Here is a 23,920-nt window from a genome sequence, read left to right on the forward strand (position 1 = left end):
TTCTCTTGAATCAGCGTTTATCGCCTTCTCAGTTGGCTGGCGAGAAGGGTTATCAGTTGTGGAAGTCCTATATGAAGACCTGGGCTGATCTTGGATTGGATCATGTTCAGTTTAACATGGTTGATGACGCCACACTCAGGGCAGCGCAGCAGGATCCTGAGCAGTATCAGGAGGTAATTGTACGTGTGGCTGGATACAGTGCTCACTTTGTGGATATCAGCCGCAAGACACAGGATAATATTATACAGAGAACTATTCAAGGATTAGGGTAGTATTTACTACAGATTGCAAGGGTTACATCGATTATTATTGAACCTACTTTAGTAGATGTTCGTAAATGATTACAGATTTGAAATATTCGAGACTGATTATGCTCTTGAAGCAGTAACATCATTATTTAAAAAAATCAATATAGATGCTAATGAGATAAGATAATGATGTGAGTCATATCAATTTCACTATTCTTCATTTTTATTGATGGATCTGTGAGATTGATATTATTAATCCAGATACTCTGAGGGATTATTATACGATTATTAATCATCATAATTAGGATGATATGGTAAAGGGTGAAGCAGTAAATAGGATACAGCTTTATCTAGGGATGGCAAAAAGATTCAAGCGATTTAAAGGGAAAAAGCTATGAACTCAAAGGAGGTGAAATATTGAAGCTTTATGTTTAAATTATTTTCTTTTTGTCTGAATGTCTACAATAATAAACTACAATTTAGGAGGTATTAAAGATGTCCCAAGGGATAGAGAAGGTTAGCGATGCTTCGCAAAAGAAGAGTATTGAAGAACTTGAAAAGGATAGAGAGTGGTGGTGGGTAGCTGAAAAAAATAGATCAAAGAGACTGGATTATTTGAGGAAGTCAGTCTGGAAAAAGGGCAGAAAGGGTGGCATGTATGAGCCAGGGCTTAAGGTCGATCTTGAAAGACCTTTATTATTTACTGAGTCTTGGAAAGAGAATGAGAATGATCCCTTAATGATGAGAAGAGCCAAGGCTTTGTCTCATGTTTTAGAGAACATTACTATTTATATTACAGATTATGCTCAGATTGTTGGCTATTTGGGGAGTTTGCCCAATACATTTATGTGGTATCCTGATGTGGCGAGTTTCATGAATGAAGAGATATACAATGATCCAATGGTGATACCTGAGCCTGAAGATGAGTCCTTGAAAACAATGGCTGAGTTAAATAATTATTGGGGCACAAGGGATAATTTAGGGAAGGTGCTCAGGGAGTTCTCCAGTGAAGAGGCAGTAAAAGCTATGAGTACTGTTATCATGTGGGGACTACCAGTCGGAGGAAGCTTTGGCTATTCGGGCAAGGATTATGAGTACTGCATGACAGGTGAGAGAGGGTTTGATGATATAATAAATGAGATACAGGAAAGGATAGATGATGCTGAAGAGAGAATAGATGGCGATCCTGGACCGGATATTCTTCCCTTATATGATAAGCTATCGAATTGGGAGGCTATGCAGATAATTCTTGAAGCCTGTATCAATAGTGCTAAGAGATATGCAAGGTTGGCAAAAATAATAGCTGAGAATTTTGAATCAGATCCTAAGCGAAAGGAAGAGTTATTACGTGTTGCAGAGGTCTGTGAGCAAGTGCCTGGCAAACCTCCTAGAAGCTTTCATGAGACATTACAGTATGATCATTTTATTCAAATATGGTCAAGATTTGAAGATTTAGAGGGGGCATGGGCATTGCGTCCTGATTACTATCATTGGCCATACTATGAAAGGGATGTAAATATTGAAAAGAATATTACAAAAGAGGAAGCAATTGATCTCATAGGCGAGTACATGATTCGAGCTTATGAGGTTGGTCATTATCTCCCTAGAGCTGGGGCTGAGGCAGTGCAGGGAATACAGGCAAGTTGGGTATGGACAATAGGTGGAGTCAACAAGGATGGTTCTGATGCATGCAATGATCTGACGGTTGCCTTTCTTCAAGCAGCAAGGCAAGTGCGAGTAGCCAATCCCACTTTCGGATTCAGGTGGCATCCTAAGGTAACGGATGAGGTTTGGCGAGAGGTGTTTGAATGTATTAGACATGGACTAGGGTATCCGAGCATAAGGAATGATCCTATATTGATTGCTAATGAGATGAATTGGTATGGCCATCCCTTAGAGGAAGCGAGGACATGGGTTCATCAGGCCTGTATGTCTCCCTGTCCAACGACAAAGCATGGCTTTCAACCATGTCGAATGGCATCAGCCACTATGAATACCTCTAAGATGGTTGAGTACGCCCTGCATAATGGTTTTGATCATATCATAAAATTACAGATGGGTCCTAAGACAGGAGATGCGAGGAATTTTCAAAATTTTGAAGAGCTTTTCCAGGCATGGGTAAAACAGATGGAGTGGCTGATGAATTTTGGAGTTAGGATAATGAATCGCGGAAGAGTGAAAAGTCCGGATTATTTTGGTCGACCATTCTTATCAGCTATATCAGAGAGGTCAGTTGAGAGTGGTCTTGATGTTCTTGAGCCTGAAGGAGAGCGTGGCAATGCATGGATTACCTTCTTTACATGGGTAGAGAATGCTGACAGCCTTGCAGCGGTGAAAAAATTGGTCTTTGACGAGAAGAAATATACTATATCGGAACTGATAGATGCCTTGGAGTCCAATTGGGATGGCAAGGAGGAGATGAGGCTCGATTTTGTGAGGAATGGTCCAAAGTGGGGCAATGATGATGATTATGTAGATGAGATAATGGTCCGTTGTGTTAAAGAGGTTGCAAGACACTCAAGAGAGATAAGGTGCCCATCCGGGAATCCATGGCCGTCATTACCGGAGAATGTGAGCGGTAACATACATTTTTCGGGTATGGTACATGCCTTACCTAATGGGAGAAGACTAGGTGATGCTTTATATGACGGAGGGATATCTCCAGGTCCTGGCCTTGACAAAAAGGGGCCGACTGCAGTGTTGAAGTCATGCGGAAAAATAGATCACATAAGCGATGGCAAGGCATTCTTATTGAACCAGAGACTATCTCCTACTCAGCTTTCCGGTGAGAAGGGTTATCAGTTGTGGAAGTCCTACATGAAGACCTGGGCCGATCTTGGGCTAGATCATGTGCAGTTCAACATGATTGATGATGCTACACTACGTGCAGCGCAGAAAGATCCTGAGCAATATCAGGAGGTGATTGTACGGGTTGCTGGATACAGCGCTCACTTTGTGGATATCAGCCGTAAGACACAGGACAATATCATACAGAGGACAATCCAAGGTATAGGTTAATAAAAAATTGGAACCCCTGAAATATGGGGTTCCAGTAAAAAAGGGGGTGATGGAATAGTCTAATATATAGTTTATTTATCATTAAAATATAATATAAATAAATAGAGGGAGGTATTTCATCATGGCACAAGAAGCAGAAAAGGTTAGCAGCGCAGTTCAGAAAAAGAGTATTGAGGAGCTTGAGGAGGGTAGGGAATGGTGGTGGGTAGCTGAAAAAAAGAGATCCTCAAGGTTGGATTATTTACGAAAGGCTGTCTGGAAGAAGGGGAAAAAGGGCGGCATGTATGAGCCTGGTATTAAAATGGATCTTGAGAGGCCGATGCTATTCACAGAGTCATGGAAGGAGAATGAGAATGATCCTATTATGATGAGAAGGGCAAAGGCTGTTTCGCATGTACTTGATAACATTACAATTCACATTACAGATCAGGCTCAGCTTGTAGGATATCTGGGAAGTCTACCCAACACGCTTTTATGGTATCCAGACATAGCGAGTTTCATCAATGAGGAGATTTACAACGATCCAGTTGTAATACCTGAACCCCAGGAAGAATCCCTTAAGGTTATGGCTGATATCAATAATTACTGGGGGCCAAGGGATAATTTAGGCAAGGTCTTCCGTGAGTTCTCCAGTGAGGAGGCCGTAAAGCTCATGAGTACTGTTCTGATGTGGGGCCTTCCTGTTGGTGGCAGCTTTGGGTATGCAGGGAAGGATTATGAATACTTGATGACTGGTAAGAGGGGGTTTGAGGATATCATTGATGAAATTCAGGAGAAGATAGATGACGCAGAAGATAGAATTGATGGAAATCCTGGGCCTGAGATTCTGCCATTATATGATAAGCTATCAAATTGGGAGGCTATGCAGATTGTATTGGAGGCATGCCTAGGAATAGCAAGGAGGTATACTAGATTAGCTAAGATAATAGCCGAAAATTACGAATCAGATCCCAAGCGTAAAGAAGAACTTTTACGTATTGCGGAGACTTGTGAGAGAGTGCCGGCGAAGCCGCCAAGAAGCCTTCGGGAATCATTTCAGTATGATCACTTCATACAAATTTTTACTAGATTTGAGGATGGTGAGGGTGCATGGCCTTCACGCCCTGATTACTATCATTGGCCCTACTACAATAAGGATGTAAATATTGAAAAGAATATTACAGAAGAGGAAGCGCTTGATCTTGTTGGGGAGTTTATGATTCGCTGTAATGAGGTTGGGATGTATGCCCCGAGATTTGGATCTGATGGAGTACAGGGAATATCAGGCACCTGGGTATGGACTATTGGGGGTGTTAATCCTGATGGCACTGATGCATGCAATGATCTTACGATGGCCCTGTTAAAGGTATCAAGGCTTGTAAGAGTATCCAATCCAACCTTCGGATTCAGATGGCATCCTCAGGTAAAGGATGAGGTGATGAGGGAGGTGTTTGAGTGTATACGTCATGGACTGGGGTATCCAAGTATACGGAATGATCCGATTTTGATTGCGAATGGGATGAACTGGCATGGACATCCACTGGAGGAGATGAGAACCTGGGTGCATCAGGCCTGTATGTCGCCATGTCCTGCCACAAAGCATGGTTCACAGCCAGCGCGAATGGCTTCGGCTACTCTTAATACATCCAAGATGGTTGAGTATGCGTTACATGATGGGTATGACCATTGTATCAAGTTGCAGATGGGACCAAAAACAGGTAACGCGAGGGGATTTACTGATTTTGAGCAATTATTTAAGGCCTGGGTTAAGCAGATGGAATGGCTTATGAATTTTGGAACCCGTATAGTAAATCGAGGTAGAATGAAGAGTCCTGAATTTTATGGTCGTCCCTTCCTGTCCGCCATTTCTGAAAAATCGGTAGAGAGTGGCCTTGATGCGCTTGAACCATCGATAGAGCGGGGAAATGCATGGGTAACATTCTTTACTTGGGTGGAGAATGCAGACAGCCTAGCGGCAATAAAAAAAATAATCTTTGATGATAAGAAATACACAATGAAAGAGCTCATTGATGCCTTGGAGTCCAACTGGGAAGGGGCGGAGGAGATGAGGCTTGACTTTGTGAAGAATGCTCCCAAATGGGGTAATGATGTTGATTATGTTGATGAGATAATGGTTCGCTGTATGAGGGAAGTAGCTCGACATTCAAAGGAGATCAGATGCCCTTCAGGAAACACATGGCCTGCTCTACCTGAAAACGTAAGCGGGAACATACACTTTTCAACAATGGTGCATGCTCTCCCTAATGGCAGAAAATTGGGAGATGCTCTATACGATGGCGGCATTTCTCCTGGACCAGGACTGGACAAGAAGGGGCCTACAGCAGTATTAAAGTCATGCGGGAAGATAAACCACATAAGCGATGGAAGGGCTTTTCTGTTGAATCAGCGGTTATCGCCAACCCAACTTTCTGGAGAGAAGGGTTATCAATTATGGAAGGCATATTTGAAGACCTGGGCTGATTTGGGATTGGATCACGTTCAGTTTAATATGGTGGATGACGCTACGCTTAGGGCAGCGCAAAAGGATCCTGAGCAGTATCAGGAGGTGATTGTTCGTGTTGCTGGATATAGTGCTCACTTTGTTGATATCAGCCGTAAGACACAGGACAATATCATACAGCGGACGATACAGGGTTTAGGATAGTAGCATGAGATATGGGAGTCGTAAATTATTTGATTCTTAATGATCAATTATAGATGGAAGTGGGATTATATATTTAATTTTCATAGCTATCACCACCGCTCTTGGCGGTGGTGATAGCCTCTAAAATGATTTAATTTAGTTGGTGCTACATAATAATGACATATTTAGGAGGTGAAGTATTATGCCTAGGAGGAAGGGAGGTGAATGGGATAGGGTAAGGGGCGCCATGTTGGGCATTATTGAGAAGGGTGGAAGCATGGAGGAGCAGGATATGCCTGAGAAGGCCTGTGGAAGATGCAGGAATTACATTCAGGGAGGATGCGGTTTAGGGGCTGTAAGCGGAATGTGTAATGTTCTTAAGGAAGGTTCTGATATAACACTTCATGAACCACTCTTCCAGACAAAAGGCGACTCTTGTTATCTCGTTATCTCCAATATGGATGCAAGTAGGTGTAAATATTATTCATAAGATATTTGTAGATTTTACTGGTTATAATTTTTGACTAAGGGGGTGATAAAAAAAAGAGAATGTTGTTTTTGGTTTTGATATATTAAACATGAAAGGAGGATTAAAATGACACCAGAATTACATAAAAATACAGAGCTTTCGCAAAAGAAGAGTATGAAAGAACTTGAAGAGAGTAGAGAGTGGTGGTGGGTTGCCGAGAAGAAGAGGTCAAAGCGACTGGATTATCTTAGGAAGGCTGTCTGGAAAAAGGGCAGAAAGGGAGGAATGTATGAACCAGGCCTTAAGGTAGATATTGAAAGACCACTATTATTCACAGAGGGTTGGAAGGATAACGAGAATGAACACATAATAATGAGAAGAGCCAAGGCCTTAGCCTATGTGTTTGACAACATTCCGATCTTTATTACAGACCAAGCACAGCTTGTGGGATATTTGGGGAGTCAACCAAATACCCTCTTCTGGTATTGTGAATTAGCTAGTTTCGGAAATGATGAGATATACAATGATCCAGTTGTAGTCCCTGAACCTCAGGAGGATTCTCTCAAGGTTATGGCGGATATCAACAATTATTGGAGTACAAGGGATTGTATGGGGAAGATGTTGAGGGACCTCTCAGGTGAGGAAGTTGTAAAAATGATGACTTTTGTACTCTTGTGGAGTTTCCCTGTTGGCGGCAGCTTCGGTTATGCGGGTAAGGATTACGAGTACTTTATGACTGGCGAGAAAGCATTTGAAGATATTATTGATGAGATACAGATGAAGATAGATGAGGCAGAGGATAAAATTGATGGCAATCCAGGCCCTGATATTCTGCCACTATATGATAAGCTAACCAATTGGGAGGCAATGCAGATTGTTCTAGAGGCTTGTATAAGAAATGCCAAGAGGTATTCAAGGTTGGCGCGTATAATAGCGGAGAATTTTGAATCGGATCCCAAGAGAAAGGAAGAGCTACTAAGGATTGCAGAGACATGTGAAAGAGTGCCCGGGAAGACACCGAGGAATCTGCAGGAATCACTTCAATATGATCACTTCATTCAAGTGTGGACTAGATTTGAGGATATTGAGGGTGCATGGCCAGCTCGTCCGGATTATTATCATTGGCCATATTATGAAAAAGATGTCATTGTAGATAAGAGTATTACGAGAGAGGAAGCGATTGATCTTCTTGGAGAGTATATGATTCGTGCCAATGAGACCGGTTATTATCTAGCAAGGGTTGGCGCTGAAGGAATTCAGGGTATAACAGGTACATGGGTATGGACTTTAGGCGGAGTCAACAAAGACGGCACTGATGCGTGCAATGATTTGACTATAGCCCTTTTGCAGGCAGCAAGGCTAGTGCGGGTCTCAAATCCTACATTTGGATTCAGGTGGCATCCACAAGTATCGGATGAGGTGATGCGGGAGGTATTCGAGTGTATACGACATGGTTTAGGTTATCCCAGCATTCGAAATGATCCGATTTTAATTGCAAATGGTATGAATTGGCATGGACATCCTTTGGAAGAGATGCGGACATGGGTTCACCAGGCATGCATGTCGCCTTGCCCAACAACTAAGCACGGCGCACAACCAGCAAGAATGGCAGCAACCCTGAATTGTTCGAAAATGGTAGAGTATGCGCTACATAATGGATTTGATCATATAGTCAATATGCAGATGGGTCCGGAAACAGGGGATGCTACTAAGTTTACTGACTTTGAACAGCTTTTCCAGGCTTGGGTTGCGCAGATGGAATGGTTGATGAACTTTGGAACTCGGATAATGAACCGTGGCAGACAGAAGAGCCCAGAAAATCATGGGCGTCCCTTTTTATCATCTATATCAGAGAAGTGTGTAGAGAGTGGTTTAGATGCTCTTGATCCCACGATAGAGCGTGGAAATTGTTGGGTTACATTTTTTACCTGGGCTGAGAATGCTGATAGTTTGGCTGCTGTGAAAAAACTAATTTTTGATGAAAAGAAATACTCTATGGAAGAATTAGTTGAGGCGTTAAGGTGCAACTGGGAGGGTAGAGAGGAGATGAGATTGGATTTTGTGAAGAATGCGCCTAAATGGGGAAATGACAATGATTATGTTGATGAGATAATGGTTCGCTGTTTGAGAGAGGTTGCAAGGCATTCACGGGAGATAAAGTGTCCGTCTGGGAATAATTGGCCTGCTTTGCCTGAGAATGTGAGTGGAAATATTCTATTTTCGAGTCTAGTTCATGCATTGCCAAATGGTAGGAAATTGGGGGATGCCCTTTATGATGGCGGAATTTCGCCAGGCCCGGGATTAGATAAGAAGGGACCTACGGCAGTGTTGAAATCATGTGGGAAGATAAATCATATAAGCGATGGCAGAGCCTTTCTGCTTAATCAGCGCCTTTCTCCTACACAATTATCAGGTGAAAAGGGATATCAGTTATGGAAATCCTATATGAAGACCTGGGCTGATTTGGGGTTAGATCATGTGCAGTTTAATATGGTTGATGACGCTACACTTCGTGCTGCTCAGAGTGATCCTGAGCAGTATCAGGAGGTGATTGTTCGTGTGGCAGGATACAGCGCTCACTTTGTGGATATCAGCCGCAAGACGCAGGATAATATTATACAGCGGACGATACAGGGTTTAGGATAGTAGCATGAGATATGGGAGTCGTAAATTATTTGATTCTTAATGATCAATTATAGATGGAAGTGGGATTATATATTTAATTTTCATAGCTATCACCACCGCTCTTGGCGGTGGTGTTTGCCTTTAAAATATTTAATAAAGTTGGTGCTACATAATAATGATTTATTTAGGAGGTAAAGTATTATGCCTAGTGAGGAAGGGAAGTGAATGGGATAGAGTAAGGGGCGCCATGTTGGGCATTACAAAAGAATCTGGATCGTTCGTTGATCAACTGCCTATTCCAACAGGGCTGCCCCAAAAGTCAATGACTCTTTGAACAACCCTGTGAATAAACTATTACGCTTTTCCTAAATAACTAACGCTCGTAGTGGTATCCCATGTCTACCGTACCAGCGTCATATAAACCGTTAGTGAGTGTAGTCTTATCGTTCAGGCCAAGAAATAGCGCGGTGTCGCTTCCAATGTCAAAGCATGGGCTAACAGTATAAGGTTGATGGGGATGGAGAGACAGATAGTAACCGCCTCTGGAACCAGTGCAAAACTCCGGATCGCTGTTTATGTTGCCTTCTCCAGGGTAACCGCCATCTATGTCCGAGTAGGTGACAGTTGGATCACTTGATGCATTCCAGTTATATATCTCATCTCCGCTTCCTGCATCATCATTCCACATTATGCAATCTGTGATAGTAGGCGAGCTGCTGTTTATGTTGAATATCCCGCCGCCAGCGTAGACTGCGCTGTTCTCGCTGAAAGTACTGTTTAACACTTTTGGCGAACTATTATTGTTATACACTCCACCACCTTGTGATGCGGCAGAGTTATTTATAAGGAGGCAATTCTTTATGGTTACAATATTCGAGTTGTCTTCACAATAGATACCCCCGCCATTAGTGCTCGTATTGGAATCAAAGGTGCAATTTTCAATAGTTATAGAAGATAAACCGATGTACATACCGCCACCCCAGTATGCATTGTTTTCCTCAAATTTGCAGTTAGCAATTGTAATATCAACCTTCAAGCTGCTGAAAATGCCACCACCCCGGATATTTGAATCTCCGCCTGTTGCATTACCTCCGGTTATAGTAAATCCGTCGAGGCGCGCATTATGACTGCCAACCACAACATGATAGACCTCATCATGCCCATTCAGTATGGTCTCATTATCCTCTGGATAATCTCGATCATTGAGGCTTTCCTCAGTTCCGTCAAATCCTCCGTAAATATCCACATTACTTTTCATGGTGAGCAGTACAGTGTCGGTGCCTGATCTTCGCCAGTATGTGCCCTCTGCAATCCATATCTGATCGTCATCAGAGGCAACGTCAATGGCATCCTGTGGATGATCAAAGGCATTAGCCCAGGAGCTTCCATCCTCACTTCCTGCGCCACCTACAACTACGTATAGGATATCAGCCACTTCCTCTATATCAATGTTCACCGTGGCTGTATTGCTATTCTCAATTCCATCATCCACATAGAAGGTAAAGCTATCATCACCACTGTAGTTGGGATCAGGAGTATATGTCAGATTTGGCGTGGTCCCGCTGAGGTCGCCGTGTTGAGGATTGCCGTAATGCCATCCAAGCGGATCATTATTGGCGTCGCTTGCTGTAAGGGTAATCTCAACTGAGGTGTCCTCGGAGGTAGTCACAGACTGCGAGTCAGCAACCGGAGGTACATTCTCCCAGACAAGGGGGGTAGGATCAACGCTGTCGGACCTGCTGTCGCGGTCTGTATCCCAGTTGTTGGGGTCGGTTAAGGCGCTAATCTCATCAGGATCAAGCAGACTATCGTCATCTATATCCGCGCTTAATGGATTAGAATAGACCGCATAGGCATGCTCTTCATCATCTTTCCCGGTATATGAAACCCCCCAGCTTTCATATATTTCCTGAAAATCTGTTAAACCATCATCGTCAGTATCCTCATCATCATCCCTTGTTCCTAGGGCATGCTCTACTATGTCCATCACTCCATCGCTGTCTTCGTCCTTGCCGTAAACAAGATATATCTTGTCCTTATACTCAAGAACAATATCATCAAAATTGCCGTCATCAACCATCTCTGCTCTGCCATCTCTTTCCGAGTCAAGTATAACAACCCAAAAACCCTCTTCCATGTTTTTCGCTTCAACATTGCCGATTCTATACAATACGTCATTTCCAAGTTCCCGGGTCTCATAATCCTTTTGCAGAGCATTCTCCATAACCTCTTTCATGGTTATGCCCATCGGTTTTCCATTGGCATTACGGCGAACATTCGTAGCCACTAAATATCGCTCAGGGACCATTCCTGAAACATGCCCATAATTGATCTCCACTAACGCAGTTTTAACAACAGTCTCTTCATTTATAAACACAAAGTCCCTGTCATCTTCATCCACAAGATCAAAATTGCTAAGCTCAACAAATAGACCATTAGGATTAGCCATAAGTGATTCAATCTCAGTGACAGAAACGTCGTTATTCTCAATCACATAAGGTCCCTTTGTGCCGCCATTCGGCTCCATGCCCATCCCATCCTGATCTATCCCATCTATCTTAAGTGTTGTGATGACCTTATATTGAGAGGGATTTTCAGCGTCACGCTTTCCAATTGTAATATATGGATTTTTTAGCGTAAATGCTTTATCACCAGGATTAGTTACCATTAAACCAAGTTTGATGAATCCTGATATAGTTTCCACCTCGCGGCTCTGGTAGTATTTCCGCGCCTCGCTGTATTCGTGTTGAGAATGTTGATATGATGATTTATCAACCACTAATGTATGCCCCTTTGACATTGTATTATGTGTGGAGTATCCCGTCTTTACAGTAAGCGAGGCGGATGGGAATAACCCCCATGTGCCTGTTGACGCCTTTAGCTTTGTGTCAATATAGAAATTATTTTCTGAAAATCGATGCGTGACAGTTGTGTCGCTTGTTGAATAAGTGCTAGATTCTTCTGTCAATTCTGACTCAAATGTCTCTGTCTCTCCGCCGGTTTCATCTGTTACTTTTATATTGAGTCCAATATTGGGGACGCCCCATATTGAAAGCTCAACCTGCGGGATTTCCGCAATAAGAGGATTATATCCGCCTGTTGATATCTCATCAGAGTCGCTCATGCCATCGCCGTCAGTATCAGCCATTGCCGGCGATGTATGATGGATTACCACCTCATCACCGTCATTTACGCCGTCTTCGTCAGTGTCGGTCTTTTCAGGATCGCTTGAATACTCCATGCACTCGCAGTAGTCTGTAAGACCGTCGCCGTCGGTATCGGTTGTGTCTGAAGGATCTGGGTCTTCAAATATTAGCGCACAAATTGCTGAACTGTCGCTGTTATCGCCACTATCAGGGATGAAGGGGAAGTCGCTGCCACCATCATCTCCGCAATTAATCACAACACCAAATGCAGCAATTAATGCAATAACCAAGAGTTTTTTTAATAAACCATGCTTCCTCATTTTTTGTTCCTCCTTAATTTTTTTTACTTCAAAAGATCTAATAATTTGAAATAGACGTAAGCTTTTCATAACCATGCCTCCTGAATATATTTAGTGTTAAATTTGCAAACAATGATATAACCCAATCTATCCTGTTTGCTATAGATAAGCGATCTTTCAGCCCGATTCGTCACAAAAAAAATATAAAAAAGTTGTTTATTATTTCTTGTGAGGCAAATAGGTTGTAATGTCTCGCATCAATGAAATGTGTCTTGCTTCCACATTCAAAGACTCGGGTGGGATTACTTCCATCTTTTCCTGTTAAGCTTATATCTGTGATTGTGGTTATAGATAAGGATGATCTCTATCATTCCAATCGAATGATGAATATCCGCCATATGGATATGCATTCTTTTATATTCCCTTGCTATCTATGGGATAGAGGAACAATTATTACACCAATTGAGACAAAATTAGGGTCGTTGGAAGATAGAGACAATATGTTAATAGAATTATTGTGACATCTTTCACGGGACGATAGGAAATTAGCAAAATTTTTGAGCAGTTTTGGACTGCTGTTATTATGGGATATTCTGGCCCTTCAGCATTCATTATCAATGAGTGCATACAAATTATACTCGGTGCTGTGAATTTGGACTTATTAGTACCTTAACCATAATGTCTTTGTTTCCCTACGGCTTCGCTAAGGATATATTTTTGGCAAGACTTTTTAAGAATTAGAAGGATAACAGGATAAACCGCAGACTTGGTTGTCGAAGATGTTCTTATGGTAGGATTGAAATCGGTAAAACGAATAGTTAGGGCTCATGAAATGCAGTTGGTGAATTATCTCACATCAATAGGAAAACCTGTTGGGTTGATTATAAATTGTGGAGAGCTAATTGGTTGACGCTGAATTATGGCCCATAGTCCAATATATTGTTCTCCCACACGACTATCTCGCCGTTATCGGATGCTGTGGCGATTATATCCATATCGCCGTCATCATCAATATCCGTAATAAATACCGATGACGCGCCATCAAAATCGGCTGCAATGGTGTGTTCAATCCATTCAGTGTTATTGCCAATCATAGGATTCTTCCACCATGCTATTTTATCTCCATCTCTGGCCGTTGCCGCTATATCCATATCGCCATCGCCATCAAGATCAGCGGCATATACCGAAGATGCTCCATCGAATGAAGAGCTGACTGTCTGCCTACTTCCAAACGTGCCGTCACCATTATTTTCCCACCATGCAATCTCGTCAATATCGCCACCTGCGGCGCCCAATACATCTATGTCTCCATCTTTGTCCATATCCAAGGCATAGGCATAATAAGATGGGAAGAAGCTATCATCGATGGTATGAAGTGAACCTACAGGGTATTCAACACCTCCATTAGGGAAACTGCCACAGCCATCCATGTTTTCCCACCACCTTATACCACCATTAGCGCTAAGGACATCCATATCATCATCCCCATCAATATCAGCAGCCATAACCGAACGAGGTCCTCCCCAAGACATTGGTGATATGTTATGGTAGTCCCATTGTGTGCCATCGTCAGGCAAAGTGCCGTCGTTCTCCCACCAGATTATCCATGCTGAGCCCCACATAGATTCAATCACGTCCAGATCGCCGTCATTATCCATATCCGCGGCATACACAGATTCATCGCCCCCACCAACGTATCCCATTTCATGCCTATCCCAATAAAGACCGTTGCCCTCTGTATTTTCCCACCATATCACACCGTCTCCGTCTCCTGCGCCAATCACATCTATGTCTCCATCTAAATCCATATCTAATGCATAACATGAACAGGCGCCTGTGAAATTGGTGTCAATAGGATGGCTGATTGTTACAAAGCTTTCATTATCAATGTTCTCCCACCATGTAATGGAGCCTAAAGAGCCGCTAGCTGTATTTAGTATATCCATATCGCCATCACCGTCTATATCAGCCGAATTGACCGAATTAGCTCCGTTGAGGGTTTCACTAATTGTGTGCCTGTACCAGCCATCCAATCTAATATTATACCAGGATATGCTATCCCCTGCGGCAAGCACATCCATATCACCATTACCATCCATATCTGCTGCATAAACTGAGCAAGCATCTAATAATTGATAGTTGATGATTTTTTTGGTGAAGCCTTCATTGCCATTGTTATTCCACATTGCGATCAAAGAATCGCCGGTTCCCAAAACATCGGTTTTTCCATCTCCATCAATATCGGTTGTAAATAGTGAGGAGGGCCGTGAATAATCGCTGTCGAGGGTAATTCTTGGCCCAAAGGTACCATTGCCGTCTGTGTTCTCCCACCAGATTATTTCGTAGATATCTTTTGGCTCACCAAAGTTGACTATCCCCAATCCAAGCGTATCTAAATCGTTATCATCATCTATATCTATTGTTGTTAAGGATGTACAGTTGTGGAAACTATCGTCAAATATATGCTTTGTCCAGGATGTGCCATCTCCACTGGTGTTTTCGTGCCATTGTAATCTGCCTGGAGAACCTGAGGTGGAAGCCAACACATCCAGATCATTATCATTGTCAATATCAGTCAGATAAGCATATCCTAAATACCAATCGTCAATTATTATGCCATCGCCGGTGAAGTTTCCGCTTCCATCGTTTGCCCACCAAGCGCTATTGCGGCCTACCGCCAAAACGTCGAGGCCATTAACTCCATCAATATCGGCTGCGCATACCATGCGCGCATAAGGGAAACTGACGATGCTCTGCTTTTCACCAAATGTGTCATCGCCGTTGTTCCTCCACCAAGCTATCTCGGCAATATAATAGGGTGACTTCCCACCTGATGCGGCCAGCACATCAATATTTTCATCGTCATCTAAATCTACCGCAACAACATGGTTGTAATATGAGTTATCGAGGATGCTGGCTATGATTTGCTTATCTCCAAATGAACCGTTTCCATTGTTCTTCCACCAGGCTATCTCGCCAATATAATCGGGTGACTTCCCACCTGATGCGGCCAGCACATCCATCTCACCATCGCCATTTAAATCTGCCGCAACAACATTACGGATATTATCGACATTACTATCGATTGAATGTTCAATTGGCATAATAACAGTGATATAATTATCTCTTATCTTGTAGTGAGAACCGCCCGGTCCTGACAGGGTTAGCATAACAGAGTAGGAGCCAGGGCTGTTATATGTATAGCTTGGATTCTGCTCATTTGAATCGATAACACCATCTCCATTGAAATCCCATTCCCATAATGTAATATCACCAAGAGATTTATCCTCAAAATCTACAGTAAGTGAGATGATGCCCTTCCTTAACCTTGTGTTAAAATCGCAAACAGGATTTGTATTCCCTGAAACCGTAAATGTATATAGGCCTTCATCGAGGTCATTATTCATAATGGATATTGTTGCCGAGTTATTGCCTGGTAATTCAGGATTGTATGTTACAGAAAAAGTTACATTTCTGCCTGCAGGAATAATGGAGGATGAGGGCTGCTCGATTTGAAAAATATCATCGCTTTCACAGTCTGCACAGCTAATTGTTATAATTGGCTCACCTGTCAGCATCAAATCGGCTAATCCGAGGTTTTCAATTAAAAATGTAATATTCGGACTTGAATCATTTACCTTAACTCCAACAATATCGTATCTGCCGCTGGGGGATAGAATATTATCAGCTCCCTGTTTCACATTGATCTCCGGGATTCGTGGATCTTTTGTGGAGTCTATTCCCTCCTGGATCATATTGCTGCAATAAAGAAGTGATAGAGATAGCAGAATATTCAAAATTGCTATTGCATTTTTCATAAGATCGCCTTCTTCGAATAATATAGAATAAAAAATGCTAATAAAACATCTTTACACCGGCATCAGCGCCCAAAATTTGACCGGTATTGCTTTTTTCAAAAAAATATGTATAGTTTGGCGAAAGAAAGATGTGCAGATTTAAAGACATAATGTATTCCAGATCACACCTTGCTGAGGCAACGGGATCATAAAAATTCTCTCTCGAATATTCATAATCACCAAATTGATCCACACCGTCTTTGTCGTAGGTCATCATATTTATAAAATATCCACAACCCAAATAGGGGACTATTCTTATTTTTCTCGATAGTTTGTAGATGTAACCAAGATTAAGCATTATCGGCGCTGTTATAATTGACTCAATGGAATCATCGGCCCCATCAAAGGAATAAATGCCCGTTGATATGGTTAAAACAGCGTTTTTATAGATAAAATTGTTGACATTGAGATTTAGATTGAAGCCGTATCCATCGTCACCAACCTTTGAGTAATCTCCAATTGCATATTGAAAACCAAATGAAATGGAATAGCTCAAATAGGTTTCTGTCTTAAAATCGTATTCCAACATCTCAACAATCTCAATGCACGCCTCTTCCAGACGGGACTCTTCATCCGCCTTCACCTTGTAGTTGCCTTCCACTTTGCCGATTGCGACATTTACGATCCTCAGGAGAATATAGTATGTATCAATCTTATGAATCGCTCCTATTATAATCTTGTTTGCGGAGAGTAGCCTCCCGACCTTAACAGCGCATTCAGAATCTGTACACCAACTCTTCTGCAGTTCCATCTCTTCGAATACCTTATCAATCTGATTTCTCTCCACTATGGTAAAGATATGAGTCTCAAATATCCTTGCGCTAACTATGTCAGTTACAGCTTTAGCTATGGACTGGGGGCAATTATGCGCCTTAAAATCCAAAATCGCTGCCCTTTCTTTATCATTATCATTTTTATTCTTCATGGAATATGCTTGAGTAACCATAAGAAGTGATAAAACAATGGCTAAAATAGGCCATCTTTGAGTTATTATGACGCATATATATATTAATTTCATATAATTACATTCTTGTAATTGTATAAAATTCCAATGCCGTAAGAATAACAAACCAAGTCTTTTGTTCATTATACACCTCACTCATAAATTACAAAAAAAATGATAAATGTCCAAACCCAGAGTACATTAAAGCAGTACAGCAATAAATAGTATATATCTAACAGATTAATATGATTGTATCAGCGCTTATTACTCGCTTCTATTCCATATATCGCTGACACTAATAATCTGTTCAGCAATCTGTTCTAACTTGCTATCCAAGTTATCCACTTGCTTATAATTTATTGTCTTACCAAATAACTGCTTTCCGCTCTCCCCATCTACAACCCTAACAGCAAGTATATATGAGTCTCTAAGTCTGCTGACTCTTCCAACCAACTGCCTGTTTACGCTTTTCTCAATCCCTTCAATTCTCTTATATACTACAAGGTTTCTACCCTTCAGCAAGCGAAGCTTTTGATATAATTTATCGGTTATATCAGATGCAATCCTTTTATCAACTCCGCTTGCTTCAAATCTGTTTATCCCAAGCCTTGCGTTTATGGCTATAGGTTTTTTCCCTTTTAATCTTTCGAATGTTTGCGCGTTTCTCTTTTTTATTCCAACTGATTCTCTTGGCTGCTTCCATTTCTCGTTTAACTTTTTGATGATCGATTTTTCAGGCATAATATTATCTTTGTATAATTCGATTACTTCTTTGTTATCTAAGAATTCAGATTTGGTTTCCTTTAGGAAATCCGCCACTATTACAACTCCTGTAGATAATGAGGCTCCTAATAATAATGATATTATACCTAAAACAATTTTACTCTGAACGACTGAAATGGTTAATCCAAGCTTTCCGGAAAGAAAGTATATTCTGAGAACAAGATCGTATACTAAATTGTATTCACCAACCGCCCTTAAAGTTTCCAAAAGGGCCCGCGCTCTATTATCGAGAATGTATTCCTTTACATCCTGAGGGATGGATTGCCTAAGCTTAAGTTTATCCAGTGCCCTCTCGAATATATTGAATCTATCGTTCATAGAAGGTCCTCAATGTCCTTTATGCCCTTCTTATTCAAATAATCGATTATTCGATCAACTATACGTCTATATCTATATTCTGCTTTTCTTTTAGTTAATCCCATTTGTTTTGCGGCTTCGCTGTAACTGTAATTATACACTGCAATAAGATCAAAGAGGGTCTTTTCCCCTTCATCTCCAAAATTGTCCATATTATCAATGGCCTCGCTTATGATTACTCTGCTGTCTTTAAATCCATTCACAAATGTAAGGCCTACATCTCCAAATACATCATCAATATTGACTTCTTCAGCCCTTGTCCTTCTAAAAAACTCCAGAATGGCAATCCGTAATGCTCCATAAAGCCATTTTCTGCTGTTTTGTATCTCCTCATATTTTTCAAAGAATTTGATAAATATTTCCTGACAGATGTCACTTGCATCATCAATATTGCCTATTTTTGTATAAACTGTGCTGAATACAACAGGATAATATCTTTTATGATCTTCAGTAAATTTATCCTTCTTTGTGGCCATCTATTGTGATGCCTTCTATAATTATAAGCGTTTTTTTGTGAGCAAACGTCACAAAAAATAATTGAAACGATATGTTAAATGTTATTATATATAGATTTAGTGCAAAAACTACTTCTAACCGAATTTTATGTTCCATATTTGGCGATAATCGCTTGTAATTGATTGTGATCAGTATCAGTATTAGAGAAATCGACTTTTTGCAGGAGCGCCATTTATATATTATGAAAGAGTTAAAATATTCGTCCTGAAGAAAAATATGCTACAGGAGGAAAAATAAATGAGTTTGATCAAGTTACAACCTGTAGTCTGGGATTGCAAGTATCATATTGAAATAATCCCCAAATATCGTTACAAGGTTTTTAATAGAGAGATAAGGGAAGCGGTAATAGATGAAATATGAAAAGTTTGTTTATGGATGAGTGTAGAGATTATTGAAGGGAACGAATGCAAAGATCATATTCATATGTGTATAGCAATACCGTCGAAGTATTCTAATTCAGAAATAATTGGAAAGTTGAAAGGTAAGACAGCGATAAGGATGTTTAATAAGTTTCCTGAATTAAGGCAGCATCCCGTTTTATGAATACATTATCAGTAACACCTGAAAAGTTACTATCGAATTTATTGATTATAATTTGAAAGAAATAAGGGGTAGTTGTTGACTATTAAAATATCGTCCCTCTTTTGTAGAGAGGGACGATATTTAAGAGATTCATGCATGATAATGAGGGTTGTTGCCTAAAGAAGTGGCAACAACCTCTAACTGTTCAAAATTTTCTTGGCAAATTCATCCTGAACATCAGTTATGAAAGGAATACAAGTCTCCTTCTCTGTCTCCCTGTTTGCAGAGTAGATTTCGTTTCTTGTAATCTCGTTAATTGAAAATTTTCTGGCTCCGGACATCAATTGTTGTAATCCAGCAGCTAACTTATCAGCAAGAGTCCATACTGCAATTGCGCCATAGGGGATATTTTTCATCTCATCTGCACCGACCTTCTTCTGTACATCAAAATACCCTGCAAATATATCCTCAGCCTTAGCGCCATTATCAAGTACAGATTTTGGCAATTTATCCCAATTTCCGTTTAATCTCTCTTTTCTATCCGGATATAATACACCTTCAATGTTCGAACCAAGGTATCCAGGGATCATTAGGCTTCTTCCCATACAGACAAGTTTGCTATAAGGCGCGCCCAGGGCAAGGGCCTTAAAGATATGATCCTCCCTAACTAGCCCGCCAGCAAATGATAAATCTACAACATCTTTGCCTCTCGCTGCAAGGATGGATGCATACTCATATGCCTTGGAATGCAGTAGAATTGACGGAACCCCCCAGGTCTCCATCATATTCCATGGGCTCATGCCTGTTCCGCCGCCGGATCCATCAATAGTAAGAAGATCCATCTCAGCATCTGTTGCCAATTTAATTGAATGTGCCAGGGCTTCCATACCATAGGAGCCTGTCTTAAGGGTAAGTCGTTTATATCCCAATCCCCTTAGATGTTTTACAGCATTCATGAATTCTTCAGTAACTTCATCCGTGTTGTAGAGATTTGTATATCCCAAGCGGCTATGCCTTGCGAAGGACTTAATTGCGCCATTTTTATAGCCTTCCTGTACCTCCGGTTTTGTTGGATCAGGATCTACTATGTAACCCCTGTTCTTCAGGAATAGGGCATAATCCAGATCAGTAACCTGAATCTCACCGCCAATAACCTTGGCCCCCTGTCCCCATTTTAATTCTATAATCACCTTATCGCCATATTTATCAATAATATACTCTGCTACGCGATTTCTGGTGTCCTCAACGTTCGTCTGAACTATGATTGCTCCATATCCATCAAAGTACTTAAGATAGGTGTTTATTCTTCTCTCCAGTTCTGGAGCCTTTTCAATTTTTCCATTCTTGAGAATTGATAGTTTATCCACACCAACAACATTCTCTCCAACTACAATTGGATAACCTACCAATGCAGCACCAATGGAAAAGGAATCCCAATATTTTGCCGCTATAAAGGTTGATCCTAAAGCTCCTGTCATTATGGGAACTCGATATTTGGTCTTTTCTTTTTTTCCAAATTCTCCATCTAAAGTAACATTAGGGAAGACACAGTCATCAGGATCATTTGAAAGACCCTTGGCTAATCCATGAGAACCATAGACGTAGCCATTAATCCTTATTGAATTATACGACACGCCAACATGACATGTATTGGCGCTTCCTGATGTTATTGCTCCAAAATCTCTTGGATAGAGTAATTTCCTACCCTGCATACATGACAACCATGTCTCACATCTACCCTGGCAATCAGCCCTGCATAATGTGCATAAGCCTGATTCGGCAGGATTTCCACGGTTTACTGTACCTAACGCATCATTATTTTTTGGCCACTGAATCATGATTTATTTTCTCCTTATATATTTTAATATTATAGCATTATGCTCAATCCTTTGTCATTGCAGGGTGTATACCTCATCTCAACATTGAAAAGATGATGTCTTTAAAATAATTTTAACTAAGTATTGTTGTTACAGTTATCAGATACACCCTATCATTAGTGGATGATGTATGTTTGTATTTTGAGTTACAAGGCTCCGGTTGTTAATAAATATGTGGCAACTAATTGCCAAAAATATATTTCAGAAATGTAAAATCAAGCCTTTTTTATAAGAATTTTTATTCAGGAGGGTTGACATTGAATATTTTATGGCAATAATTGCCATAAAATGCTTGATTATATTAAGTAATATTCACTAGTGTATTCTCTAATACTTAACCGCCTATATTATTTGATTTTTTATTGAAATTGTGCATTACAGTGAACACTATAATTGATCATGAGCAAGTCTTCCGAACAAAAAATCATAAATATACTTAAAATTCTGCAGAATAATAACAAGCCTGCATGTAGCATTATTATATCTCGGCAAATGCTGGAATTGGGCTTTGATCTCAGTGAGCGTACAATACGTTACTATCTTCAAAAAATGGATTATCAGGGTCTCACAGAGAATCTTGGCAAAAGGGGTAGGATAATTACCCCAAAAGGAATCAATGAACTAAAATCTGCCTTTGTTTTTGAAAAAGTTGGTTTTATTGCATCAAAAATTGATTTTCTGACATACCAGATGGATTTTTCTTTGCAGAAACTGAAAGGAACAATTATCATCAACCTTACAACGTTTAATAAGCAATTCTTTAACAAAGCATTTAAACAGATAGAGTCAGTTTTTCAAGCGGGTCTGGGGATGGGTAAATTTTTAACAATTAGTCACCCAGGCGACACTATAGGTAATATTATAATTGATGAAGATAGGGTTGCGATTGGCACAGTATGTAGTGTTACTATCAACGGAATTTTTTTAAAAGAGGGCATTAATATTTCTTCTAGATTTGGCGGTGTGCTTGAGATATCAAAGGGACATCCTCTGAGATTCACGGACATTATCAATTATAATGGCACTTCCATAGACCCTCTTGAAATATTTATTAAAGGTGGAATGACAAGCATTAGAGAGATCATTTCCACTGGCAGTGGAAAAATAGGTGCCAGCTTTCGCGAATTTCCATCCATTGCTATGCCTAAGGTAGAGAAGATAAAGAAGAGATTGGATGACATTGGATTGGGTGGGATATTATTGATTGGGAAACCCGGACAGCCATTATTGGATATTCCTGTTCCAGATGGTAGAGTCGGGATGATTGTTGCAGGTGGATTGAATCCCATTGCGGCTGTAGAGGAGTCTGGCATTCCAACTGAGAATGAAGCCTTGAAAACAATATATGATTTTAATGAGATGAAGTTATACACAAAGGTCGATTTATTTAACACCCCCTTTAGAATGATCAGACGTGATTGAGCTGTAATCACATTGAATAGTAGTGACATGGAAATATAGAATATGGAGAGGGATGATGAAATACCGGAAATTTGGAAAGCTTGATTGGAATGCGTCAGTGTTGGGATTCGGCGCTATGAGGTTGCCTATTATCGATAATCAACCATCGAAAATAGATGTGCCTGAAGCAGAGAGGATGATACGGTATGCAATTGATCAGGGAGTCAATTATATTGACACAGCCTATCCTTATCATGAGGGTCAGAGTGAGCGCTGTGTTGGACGTATTCTTGGTGATGGGTATCGTGAACGGGTAAGGATTGCTACCAAACAGCCCACCTGGTTTATAAGTAGTTCAAGTGATTTTGACCGTTATCTCGATGAACAACTTAAGCATCTACAGACAGACTACATAGATTTTTACCTATTGCATGGATTGAATAAAGAGTATTGGACTAAATTGCATAATATGGGAGTGCTACCTTGGGCAGAGGGCGCGATTGCCGATGGTCGCATTCAACATCTTGGATTTTCATTTCATGACAATTATGAGGCATTCATTGAGATAGTTGATTCTTATGATAACTGGACATTCTGTCAGATCCAATACAACTTTATGGATATAAATTATCAGGCTGGGACAAAGGGGTTGGAATATGCTGCTCAAAAGGGTTTGGCAATTGTAATTATGGAGCCCTTGCGAGGGGGACAATTGACCAAAAAACCACCAGAGGTGATAACTAAACTGTGGGCTAACGATCCAAATCCACACACTCAAGCCGATATAGCCCTGCAATGGGTGTGGAACCATTCTGAAGTGTCTGTGGTGCTTAGCGGCATGACCACAATGCAGCAGGTAGAGGAAAATATTATTAGCGCGGATCGCTCCGGACCGGATACACTCACAAAAGGGGAATTGATGCTTATTGATAAGATGCGTGATGCATATCTGGATCTTTGTCCCATTCCCTGCACGAATTGCAGATATTGTATGCCATGTCCAAATTCTGTAAATATACCTAGAATATTTGAAATCTATAACGAAGCAGTAATGTACAATGATCCTAGAACTGGACGCTTCTTTTATCGGGGTGCAATGGGGCTGAGTGAAGGGGAGCGGGCGAATAATTGCGTTGAGTGTGGGGAATGTGAAGAGAAATGTCCTCAAGATATTCCCATCATGGAGTGGCTTGTAAAAGCGCACGCTCTCTTAGGCCCTAAGAAAAAGGAATAAAT

Annotated in this window: 16 protein-coding genes; 10 read left to right on the forward strand and 6 right to left on the reverse strand. The window is 40.9% G+C overall.

The window, feature by feature from the left end; genetic code table 11:
- The 6 genes from SVZ03_13090 to SVZ03_13115 all read left to right on the forward strand — a co-directional run.
- Positions 1-272 (forward strand): glycine radical domain-containing protein (locus tag SVZ03_13090; protein MDY6935142.1); only part of this gene is annotated, 272 nt, incomplete at its 5' end.
- A 471-nt stretch (positions 273-743) separates the two neighbouring features.
- Positions 744-3,266: a pyruvate formate lyase family protein gene (locus SVZ03_13095; protein ID MDY6935143.1), complete on the forward strand. Its 2,523-nt coding sequence runs from the start codon at positions 744-746 to the stop codon at positions 3,264-3,266.
- A gap of 121 nt (positions 3,267-3,387) precedes the next feature.
- The gene (locus tag SVZ03_13100) at positions 3,388-5,910 is read left to right on the forward strand and encodes a pyruvate formate lyase family protein (GenBank protein MDY6935144.1); all 2,523 of its coding nucleotides are present in this window, start codon (positions 3,388-3,390) and stop codon (positions 5,908-5,910) included.
- A 181-nt stretch (positions 5,911-6,091) separates the two neighbouring features.
- The gene (locus SVZ03_13105; GenBank protein ID MDY6935145.1) at positions 6,092-6,379 is read left to right on the forward strand and encodes a hypothetical protein; all 288 of its coding nucleotides are present in this window, start codon (positions 6,092-6,094) and stop codon (positions 6,377-6,379) included.
- A gap of 105 nt (positions 6,380-6,484) precedes the next feature.
- Positions 6,485-9,004: a pyruvate formate lyase family protein gene (locus tag SVZ03_13110; protein MDY6935146.1), complete on the forward strand. Its 2,520-nt coding sequence runs from the start codon at positions 6,485-6,487 to the stop codon at positions 9,002-9,004.
- A gap of 154 nt (positions 9,005-9,158) precedes the next feature.
- Positions 9,159-9,317: a hypothetical protein gene (locus SVZ03_13115; GenBank protein ID MDY6935147.1), complete on the forward strand. Its 159-nt coding sequence runs from the start codon at positions 9,159-9,161 to the stop codon at positions 9,315-9,317.
- A gap of 39 nt (positions 9,318-9,356) precedes the next feature.
- On the opposite strand, the gene SVZ03_13120 is transcribed toward SVZ03_13115, so the two are convergent.
- Positions 9,357-12,518: an Ig-like domain-containing protein gene (locus SVZ03_13120; GenBank protein ID MDY6935148.1), complete on the reverse strand. Its 3,162-nt coding sequence runs from the start codon at positions 12,516-12,518 to the stop codon at positions 9,357-9,359.
- Positions 12,519-13,194: 676 nt separating this feature from the next.
- On the opposite strand from SVZ03_13120, the gene SVZ03_13125 reads away from it, so the two are divergent.
- Complete coding sequence (locus tag SVZ03_13125) at positions 13,195-13,338, forward strand: GxxExxY protein (GenBank protein ID MDY6935149.1); 144 nt, start codon at positions 13,195-13,197, stop codon at positions 13,336-13,338.
- Between the two features lie 7 nt (positions 13,339-13,345).
- Here the strand turns inward: SVZ03_13125 and SVZ03_13130 are convergent, their stop codons facing one another.
- The 4 genes from SVZ03_13130 to SVZ03_13145 form a co-directional block, all read right to left on the reverse strand.
- Positions 13,346-16,246 carry an FG-GAP-like repeat-containing protein gene (locus SVZ03_13130; GenBank protein MDY6935150.1) on the reverse strand — a complete coding sequence of 967 codons (2,901 nt, stop codon included), beginning with the start codon at positions 16,244-16,246 and terminating at the stop codon, positions 13,346-13,348.
- Positions 16,247-16,283: 37 nt separating this feature from the next.
- Positions 16,284-17,303, reverse strand: a complete 1,020-nt coding sequence (locus SVZ03_13135) for a CsgG/HfaB family protein (protein ID MDY6935151.1) — start codon at positions 17,301-17,303, stop codon at positions 16,284-16,286.
- A 189-nt stretch (positions 17,304-17,492) separates the two neighbouring features.
- Complete coding sequence (locus tag SVZ03_13140; protein MDY6935152.1) at positions 17,493-18,329, reverse strand: hypothetical protein; 837 nt, start codon at positions 18,327-18,329, stop codon at positions 17,493-17,495.
- A complete protein-coding gene (locus SVZ03_13145) occupies positions 18,326-18,844 on the reverse strand; it encodes a sigma-70 family RNA polymerase sigma factor (protein ID MDY6935153.1) in 519 nt (172 codons plus the stop codon). Before SVZ03_13145 ends, SVZ03_13140 begins: the two co-directional genes overlap by 4 nt.
- A 277-nt stretch (positions 18,845-19,121) precedes the next feature.
- Here SVZ03_13145 and SVZ03_13150 point away from each other — a divergent pair, with 277 nt between their 5' ends.
- A complete protein-coding gene (locus tag SVZ03_13150) occupies positions 19,122-19,244 on the forward strand; it encodes a hypothetical protein (GenBank protein ID MDY6935154.1) in 123 nt (40 codons plus the stop codon).
- A gap of 359 nt (positions 19,245-19,603) precedes the next feature.
- Here the strand turns inward: SVZ03_13150 and SVZ03_13155 are convergent, their stop codons facing one another.
- Positions 19,604-21,244 carry a glutamate synthase-related protein gene (locus SVZ03_13155; GenBank protein ID MDY6935155.1) on the reverse strand — a complete coding sequence of 547 codons (1,641 nt, stop codon included), beginning with the start codon at positions 21,242-21,244 and terminating at the stop codon, positions 19,604-19,606.
- A gap of 438 nt (positions 21,245-21,682) precedes the next feature.
- On the opposite strand from SVZ03_13155, the gene SVZ03_13160 reads away from it, so the two are divergent.
- Positions 21,683-22,705: an NrpR regulatory domain-containing protein gene (locus tag SVZ03_13160; protein ID MDY6935156.1), complete on the forward strand. Its 1,023-nt coding sequence runs from the start codon at positions 21,683-21,685 to the stop codon at positions 22,703-22,705.
- A 55-nt stretch (positions 22,706-22,760) separates the two neighbouring features.
- A complete protein-coding gene (locus SVZ03_13165; protein MDY6935157.1) occupies positions 22,761-23,918 on the forward strand; it encodes an aldo/keto reductase in 1,158 nt (385 codons plus the stop codon).
- Positions 23,919-23,920 lie beyond the last annotated feature (2 nt).

The sequence above is a fragment of the Spirochaetota bacterium genome (assembly GCA_034190085.1).
Lineage (GTDB): Bacteria > Spirochaetota > UBA4802 > UBA4802 > JAFGDQ01 > JAXHTS01.

Excerpts from the sequence above, each read along its gene's own strand:
- SVZ03_13150 (MDY6935154.1), top strand. The coding sequence starts at position 19,122 with ATGAGTTTGATCAAGTTACAACCTGTAGTCTGGGATTGCAAGTATCAT.
- SVZ03_13100 (MDY6935144.1), top strand. The coding sequence starts at position 3,388 with ATGGCACAAGAAGCAGAAAAGGTTAGCAGCGCAGTTCAGAAAAAGAGT.
- SVZ03_13140 (MDY6935152.1), bottom strand. The coding sequence starts at position 18,329 with ATGAACGATAGATTCAATATATTCGAGAGGGCACTGGATAAACTTAAG.
- SVZ03_13135 (MDY6935151.1), bottom strand. The coding sequence starts at position 17,303 with ATGAAATTAATATATATATGCGTCATAATAACTCAAAGATGGCCTATT.
- SVZ03_13095 (MDY6935143.1), top strand. The coding sequence starts at position 744 with ATGTCCCAAGGGATAGAGAAGGTTAGCGATGCTTCGCAAAAGAAGAGT.
- SVZ03_13115 (MDY6935147.1), top strand. The coding sequence starts at position 9,159 with ATGATTTATTTAGGAGGTAAAGTATTATGCCTAGTGAGGAAGGGAAGT.
- SVZ03_13160 (MDY6935156.1), top strand. The coding sequence starts at position 21,683 with ATGAGCAAGTCTTCCGAACAAAAAATCATAAATATACTTAAAATTCTG.
- SVZ03_13165 (MDY6935157.1), top strand. The coding sequence starts at position 22,761 with ATGAAATACCGGAAATTTGGAAAGCTTGATTGGAATGCGTCAGTGTTG.
- SVZ03_13130 (MDY6935150.1), bottom strand. The coding sequence starts at position 16,246 with ATGAAAAATGCAATAGCAATTTTGAATATTCTGCTATCTCTATCACTT.
- SVZ03_13120 (MDY6935148.1), bottom strand. The coding sequence starts at position 12,518 with ATGAAAAGCTTACGTCTATTTCAAATTATTAGATCTTTTGAAGTAAAA.
- SVZ03_13145 (MDY6935153.1), bottom strand. The coding sequence starts at position 18,844 with ATGGCCACAAAGAAGGATAAATTTACTGAAGATCATAAAAGATATTAT.
- SVZ03_13155 (MDY6935155.1), bottom strand. The coding sequence starts at position 21,244 with ATGATTCAGTGGCCAAAAAATAATGATGCGTTAGGTACAGTAAACCGT.
- SVZ03_13110 (MDY6935146.1), top strand. The coding sequence starts at position 6,485 with ATGACACCAGAATTACATAAAAATACAGAGCTTTCGCAAAAGAAGAGT.
- SVZ03_13105 (MDY6935145.1), top strand. The coding sequence starts at position 6,092 with ATGCCTAGGAGGAAGGGAGGTGAATGGGATAGGGTAAGGGGCGCCATG.